The sequence below is a fragment of the Paenibacillus artemisiicola genome (assembly GCF_017652985.1).
Lineage (GTDB): Bacteria > Bacillota > Bacilli > Paenibacillales > Paenibacillaceae > Paenibacillus_Z > Paenibacillus_Z artemisiicola.
In genome coordinates this window covers 1-6,282 of record NZ_JAGGDJ010000093.1, presented here as the reverse complement: position 1 = coordinate 6,282, position 6,282 = coordinate 1, and the positions used below count along the sequence as shown (strand labels likewise).

Annotated in this window: 4 protein-coding genes; 1 reads left to right on the top strand and 3 read right to left on the bottom strand. The window is 64.4% G+C overall.

Features of this window, described 5'->3' with window-relative positions:
• Nucleotides 1-124: 124 nt before the first annotated feature.
• The 3 genes from I8J29_RS33045 to I8J29_RS33035 all read right to left on the bottom strand — a co-directional run bounded on the left by I8J29_RS33045 (nucleotide 125) and on the right by I8J29_RS33035 (nucleotide 3,653).
• Nucleotides 125-1,684 (bottom strand): ABC transporter substrate-binding protein, encoded by a 1,560-nt coding sequence (locus I8J29_RS33045; protein ID WP_208851509.1) that lies wholly within the window; start codon nucleotides 1,682-1,684, stop codon nucleotides 125-127.
• A gap of 74 nt (nucleotides 1,685-1,758) precedes the next feature.
• Nucleotides 1,759-2,637, bottom strand: coding sequence for a carbohydrate ABC transporter permease (locus I8J29_RS33040; protein ID WP_208851508.1), 879 nt, complete (start codon nucleotides 2,635-2,637; stop codon nucleotides 1,759-1,761).
• On the bottom strand, nucleotides 2,637-3,653 hold the full coding sequence (locus I8J29_RS33035; protein WP_208851507.1) for an ABC transporter permease: 1,017 nt from the start codon (nucleotides 3,651-3,653) through the stop codon (nucleotides 2,637-2,639). The genes I8J29_RS33040 and I8J29_RS33035 overlap by 1 nt, the downstream gene beginning before the upstream one ends.
• A 238-nt stretch (nucleotides 3,654-3,891) precedes the next feature.
• On the opposite strand from I8J29_RS33035, the gene I8J29_RS33030 reads away from it, so the two are divergent.
• Nucleotides 3,892-6,126 carry a helix-turn-helix domain-containing protein gene (locus I8J29_RS33030; RefSeq protein ID WP_208851506.1) on the top strand — a complete coding sequence of 745 codons (2,235 nt, stop codon included), beginning with the start codon at nucleotides 3,892-3,894 and terminating at the stop codon, nucleotides 6,124-6,126.
• Nucleotides 6,127-6,282: the final 156 nt, after the last annotated feature.

Below are 6,282 nucleotides of genomic sequence, written 5' to 3'. Positions count from 1 at the left end.
CGCGCCCCGCCGCCGGTCCCGGGGACGCGGCATCCATGCCTGCCGCGCCCGCGCCGGTCAGCCTGGCGCTTCCGCCGTCTCGCGGCCTCGCGCCTCCTCCGCCGCCCGGCATCTCGCCGTCCGCTTACTTCGACGCCTTCCAGGCATCGAATTGCTTCTTGTACTCGGCGACGACCTTGTCGAGGCCGGCCGCCTTCATTTTCTTCAGCGCGCCCGGGTAGAAATCGTCCCAGTCCGCGACGCCCATCTTGAGCGGATAGACGCTCGTCTTGATCTCCGCGAGCAGGTTGGCGTACTCGACGGACACCGGCGTCGTATCGAACGTGAAGCCGACGTTCGCCGCGTTGACCGCCTTGTCGCTCAGCTGCAGCGTGTCGAACAGCTTCGGATGCGCGTTCGTCGCGATCCGCGTGAACGGGCCGTAGCCCATCGTCCATTCGGAGAACTGCACTTCGTTGCCGACCGGGCGCAGCGCCTCGCGCTTGTTCGGACCGGCATCCTTCCACCAATCGTCCTTGATGCCGTAGACGAGCAGGTCGTAGTTGTCCTGGCTGCTATAGAGCCAGTTGTAGAATTTGATGACGGCCTCGGGATTCTTGGACGTCTTCGGAATGACGTTGGCGTTCGTCGCCACGATCGGGCGCATCCACTGCTTCTCCGGCGCGAGGCGGACGGCGTCCATCTCGACCTCCGGCTTCTTCTGCTTGATCGTCGGGTAATCGAAGAACCCGTTGCCAAGGTCGAAGATGAACTCCCCGTCCACGATCGGCTTCGTCACCTGGTCGAGCGGCAGCGTCAGGATATCCGGATGGATAAGCCCCTTCTGGTACATCTGGTGGAAATAGCTCCAATCCTGCTTGAACTCGTCCGTCTCCATCCACGACTTCACGTTGCCGGACTGGTCGACGTAGATCAGGTCGTCGATGACGTTGAACGGATACGTGCCGTACTCGCGGTGCAGGGCGCCGGCGAGGAAGTTCGGCTTCATGACGACGAACAGGTTCTGGTCCTTCTCGGCCTTCTTGATCTGGTCCGCCGCGTCGATGAAGCCCTGGAACGTCGTCGGCACGGGCAGGTTGTACTTGGCGAACAGGTCGCTGCGGTACGAGATGAGCTCGTAATCGTTCGCCCATTCGCGGTTGATGACCGGAATGCCGTAGATCTTGCCGTTCACCTTGATGCCGTTCCATACTTCGTCCGTAAACTTGTTCTTCAGATCGGGGTACTTCGCCAGGTAGGCGTCGATCGGCTGCAGCGCGCCGCGGCCGACGTACACGGACGTCTTGATCAAGTCTTCCATGATCGTCAGGTCGTCGAACGGCTCGTTGGTGGACAGCATGAGGTTCGTCTTCTGCTCCCATGCGTCCCAACCGATGTACTGGAATTCCACCTGGACGCCGGCGCCGTCCGCCTTGAGCTTCGCGTTGACCGCGTCCCACCGCTTCTTCGCTTCCGTCGGTTCGCTGCCGGGCTGCACGATTTTGATCGTCGCGAGCTCCCCCGAGCCCGCGGCCGCGCCGTCGTTCCCCGCGTTCGCGCCCGTTCCGCCATTCGCCGTCCCCGCGCCGTCCGTTCCGTTGTTCCCGTTGCCCGCGTTCCCGCCGTTGCCCGAGCAAGCGGCGAGCAAGCCGAGCAGCAGCGACACGGCGAGCAGGACGACGGCCGATTTGCCGATCCTCTTCATCCTTCATGACCTCCTAGGTAAGGATAATGTCTCTATCGTTGAAGCCGGCTCCGCGCTTTTGCCGGAGCGGACGGTCAACCTTTGACGGAACCGATCACGAGCCCTTTCACGAAATACCGCTGCAGGTACGGGTACATGAGCACGATGGGCCCGATCGTCAGGATCGCCGTGGCCATCTTGACCGACTCCGCGGGCAGCGTGCCCGAGCTCGACGCCCCCTGGATCTGGGTCATCATCTGGATGTCCGACTGCAGCTTGAACAGGAAGTACTGCACGGGATACAACTTCTGATCGTCCACGAGCATGATTGCGTTCCACCAGTCGTTCCAGTACGCGAGCCCGTAGAAGAGCGCGATCGTCGCGAGCACCGGCTTGCACAGCGGGAATAGAATCCGGAACGCCGTCACCGCGTCGTTCGCCCCGTCGATCTTGGCCGATTCCACGAGCGCGTACGGCAGGGCCAGCATGAAGTTGCGCACGAGGAACAGGTTGAAGGCGCTGAAGAGCAGGCTCGGCACGAGCAGCGCGAAGACGTTGTTGTTCAGCCCGAGCTCCCGGCAGATCATGTACCAGGGCACGATGCCGCCGCTGAACAGCATGGTGAAGAAGAAGAAGCCGGCGAGATGGTTGCGGTAGCGGACCGCCCGGTTCGTCAGCGTGAACGCCGCCATCGCCGTGATCGTCACCGCGAGCAGCGTGCCGACGATCGTCACGAACAGCGAGATGCCGTAGCTCCGGAGGATCGTCGTCGCGTCCTGGAAGAGCAGCCGGTAGGCCTCGCCCGAGAATTCCGCCGGGAAGAAGCTGTAGCCGTGCTCGCGAATCGCGTCTTCGTCGGTGACGGAGATCATCAGCACGAACAGCACGGGCAGGAAGCAAAACAGCGCGAACAGCGTCATGAACAGCCGGATCAGCCCGTCGGCGAGCCGGGATGCGGGAGATTGGACGATCATCAGAACAACGCCCCTTCCGGAAAATAGCGCCGAATGAGCCGGTTGACCCCGTACACGAGGAGGAAGCCCATGACCGCCTGATAGATGCCGACCGCCATCGCCTGGGCGGGATCGCCCGTCATGCGCAGCGCCCGGTAAACGTACGTATCGATGACGTCGGTCGTCGGCAGCAGCAGCCCGTTGTCGTGGATGATCGCGTACATCATGGCGAAATCGCCGTAGAAGATTTTGCCGATCGCGAGCAGCACCATGATGACGACGGTCGGCATGAGCAGCGGCAGCGTGATGCCGCGGATCTGCTGCCAGCGGCTCGCGCCGTCGATCCGGGCGGCTTCGTACAGCTCGTTGTCGATGCCGACGATCGCGGCGAGGAAGATGACGGCCAGCAGGCCGGCGTCCTTCCAGACGCGCATGAACGCGAGAATGCCCGGCCACGCGTCGGCCATGCCGTACCAGTTATGCGCCTTCATCCCGAACGCCTCGAGAATCTGGTTCAGCAGCCCGTATTGGGACGAGAAAATGTTGTAGACGACGTAGCTGACGATGACCCAGGACAGGAAATACGGGAACAGGAACAGCGACTGCGAGACCCGCAGGAACCACTTGCCGCGCACCTCGTTCATGATCACCGCGAGCAGGACGGCCACGGCGTTGCCGAACGCGATGAACAGGAAGTTGAGGCGGATCGTGTTCCAGGTGACGCGGACGGCGTTGTCCGAGCGGAAGAAAAACTCGAAGTTCTTGAAGCCGATGAACGGATTTTGCCAGAAGTGCGACGTGTCGTAGCTGAATTTCTGAAACGCCATCATCAGATACGGCAGCGTCGCGTAGCCGAACACGAGCGTGTACAGAATGGCCGGCAGCGCCAGCAGGTAGCTGACGGGATTGCGCCGGACGTCGCGGATGAATCCGCCTCCGCGCCGCTTCGTCCGCGTCCCCGGGACGCCGCCGGCGGGAACCGCCGCCGCGGGACCCGCGGTCCGGGGGACGGCCGGCTCCGATGCTCCGTCGTGCATGATCGATCGCTCCCTTCGCCTAAGCTTGTCGTGACAGCCCCATCATAGGCGGCGCCGCGGCGCCCGGTAAACTTCAAATACCGGAAAACGAAGGGATGCCGGAATTTCGGAGGCCTTCGCTGAGCGGCGAATCCTTCAATTTCGCGATGAGTTGCGCGCGATATGAATGCGTTTGCATTGAAACCATGTCGGATGTCCGCTACAATGCAACTACACAAACCCGGAAAGGATCGACGCCATGACGCTCTGGACGACCATCAAGCGGTACGCGATCTATCGGAGGCTGCTCGTCTCCTACCTGATTCTCGTCCTCATCTCCATCCTGCTCGTCTCGACGCTGCTGTACCAGCGCTTCGCTTACCAATCGGAAACCGAGATCAACCGCGTCTCGCAGACGACGCTCGACCAGATCGGACGGGCGGCCGAGGCCGTGCAGGACCGCGCGGTGTCGGTCGGCAACGAGCTGCTGCACGATCCCAAGCTCATCACGGCCATGCTGAACGACAAGGCCGACCCGCTCCTCGAGAACGAGGTCGTCGTCAAGCTGGCCGCCATCCAGGCGGTCTACCCGTTCATCGAATATATCAGCGTCTACAACGGCAACACCGGGCGATACCTGAATTACCGCGGCATCACGAAAGCGATGGACGGCGAGCTCATCCAGCGCATCGAGAGCGGCAGCGGCGGCGCCTCCATCGTCTTCGTCCCCCGCCGCCTCGACCTCTCCCCGCTCGGCACGCCGCTGGCACCGAAGCCGATCCTGTCGTACATCCTGTACTCGACCTTCTCCAACCTGATGCCCCGCAGCGGGGCGATCGTCATCAACATCAACGAGGAGACGGCCCTCGGCGAGCTGAGCCGCACCGTCGCGGCGTCGCCCGGCAGCGAATGGATGGTCGTCGACAAGCACGGCCTCGTCATCTCGCATAACGAAGAAGCGAAGTTTCTGAACAACGTCTCCGGCGAAGCCGACGTGGAGCGCGTGCTGGCTTCCGCGGCCGACCGCGGGCATTTCACGGCGAAGGCGAACGGCGTCAAGACGCTCGTCACCTATGCGAGGTCCGCGGACACGGGCTTCGCCGTCATCGGGCGGCGCCCGTACGACGAGCTGCGGCTCCTCGGATCCGGCTGGCAGCGGACGGCGGTGTGGGCGGGCCTCGGGCTGCTCGCGGTCGTCGGCGTGCTGCTCGCCTTCCGGCTCGCGAGCGGCATGTTCCGGCCGTATTCCGCCTTCCAGAGCCGCGCGAGCACGCTCGAAGCCACTTGGAAAAAGGCGTATCCGCTGCTGCAGGAGTCGTACGTCCGCCGGCTGCTCGCCGGCAAGGCGCCGGCCGCGCCGGGCGGCGGCGAGCTGCTGGACTGGCGCGCGCCCGAGGGCGGCGGCCGGTACTGCGTCGTCGTCGTCAAGCTCGACGATTACCGGCGGTTCCTCCAGCGGAGCTACGCGGATCAGGACTTGATCCGCTTCGCCATCCGCAACATCGCCGACGAGCTGATGGCGGCCTACGGCGCGTACCGGACGCTCGAGGTCGAGAACGACCACCTCGTCATCCTCGCGCAGCTGGCCGAGCCGAGCCTGCCGGAGCGGTTCCTGCTGACGCTCGTGGAGCTGCAGGTAACGGTGCGGCAATACTTCCGCATGACCGTCTCCGTCGGCGTCGGCGACGTCGTCGAGTCGGAGGGCGCGATCAAGGAATCGTACCGCGCGGCGAACGGCTACCTGGCGTACCGGCTGTTCCTCGGGCACGGGAGCATCCTGGACCGCGACGCCGCCGCTTCGCGCGCCGGCCGGGGCGGGGACTACCCGTCCAAGGCGGAGGCGTCGCTGCTCGAGGCGGTGCGGCTCGGCAAGCGGAAGGAAGCCGAGCGGAGCGTCGACCGGTTCCTCGACGCCGTCCGGCCGCTCGATTACAAGTACGCCTTCGGCTTCGCGAACCAGCTCGTCGCCGCCGTTCAGAAGCAGTTCGAGAACGCGCTCTCCTTCGAGGAAGGCGACTACGAGACGCATGCCGCCCTGCTCTACTCGTTCTCCGATTTCGAGACGCTGGACGACATCGGCGCCGCGCTCAAGGGACTGTGCGCCACCGTCGCCCAGCGGATCGAACGGAAGCGGAGCGGCCGCAGCCTCGAGATCGTCGACGGCGTGCTGGAGCTCGTCCGGCGGCATTACAACGATCCGCAGCTGTCGCTCGAGTGGGCGGCCGACCGGATCCATTATTCCAGCGGCCACTTGAGCAAGCTGTTCAAGCAGACCGCCGGCCAGTCGTTCAACGATTACGTGAACGCGGTCCGGCTCGAGGAAGCGGTCCGGCTGCTCCGGCACACCAACGACTCCGCCGCGGCCATCAGCGAGAAGGTCGGGCTCGGCAGCACGTACTTCTTCACGCTGTTCAAGAAGACGTACGGCATGACGCCCGCGCAGTACCGGCTGTCCATGTCGGCCGGCGAGCCGGGCACGGGGACCGGGGAGTAGCGAGGACGGCAAATGCGGCGTAGCCGGCGGGCTGGCCGTTATGATGCGGCGCAAACGCCGGCGGGCACCGGGCGGCGATAGAGCCCTCGGCCCGGCGCGCGCCGATACGACCGGCCGCGCGCGACGAAGGAGCCGGCAATCACCGGGTGGCGAGTG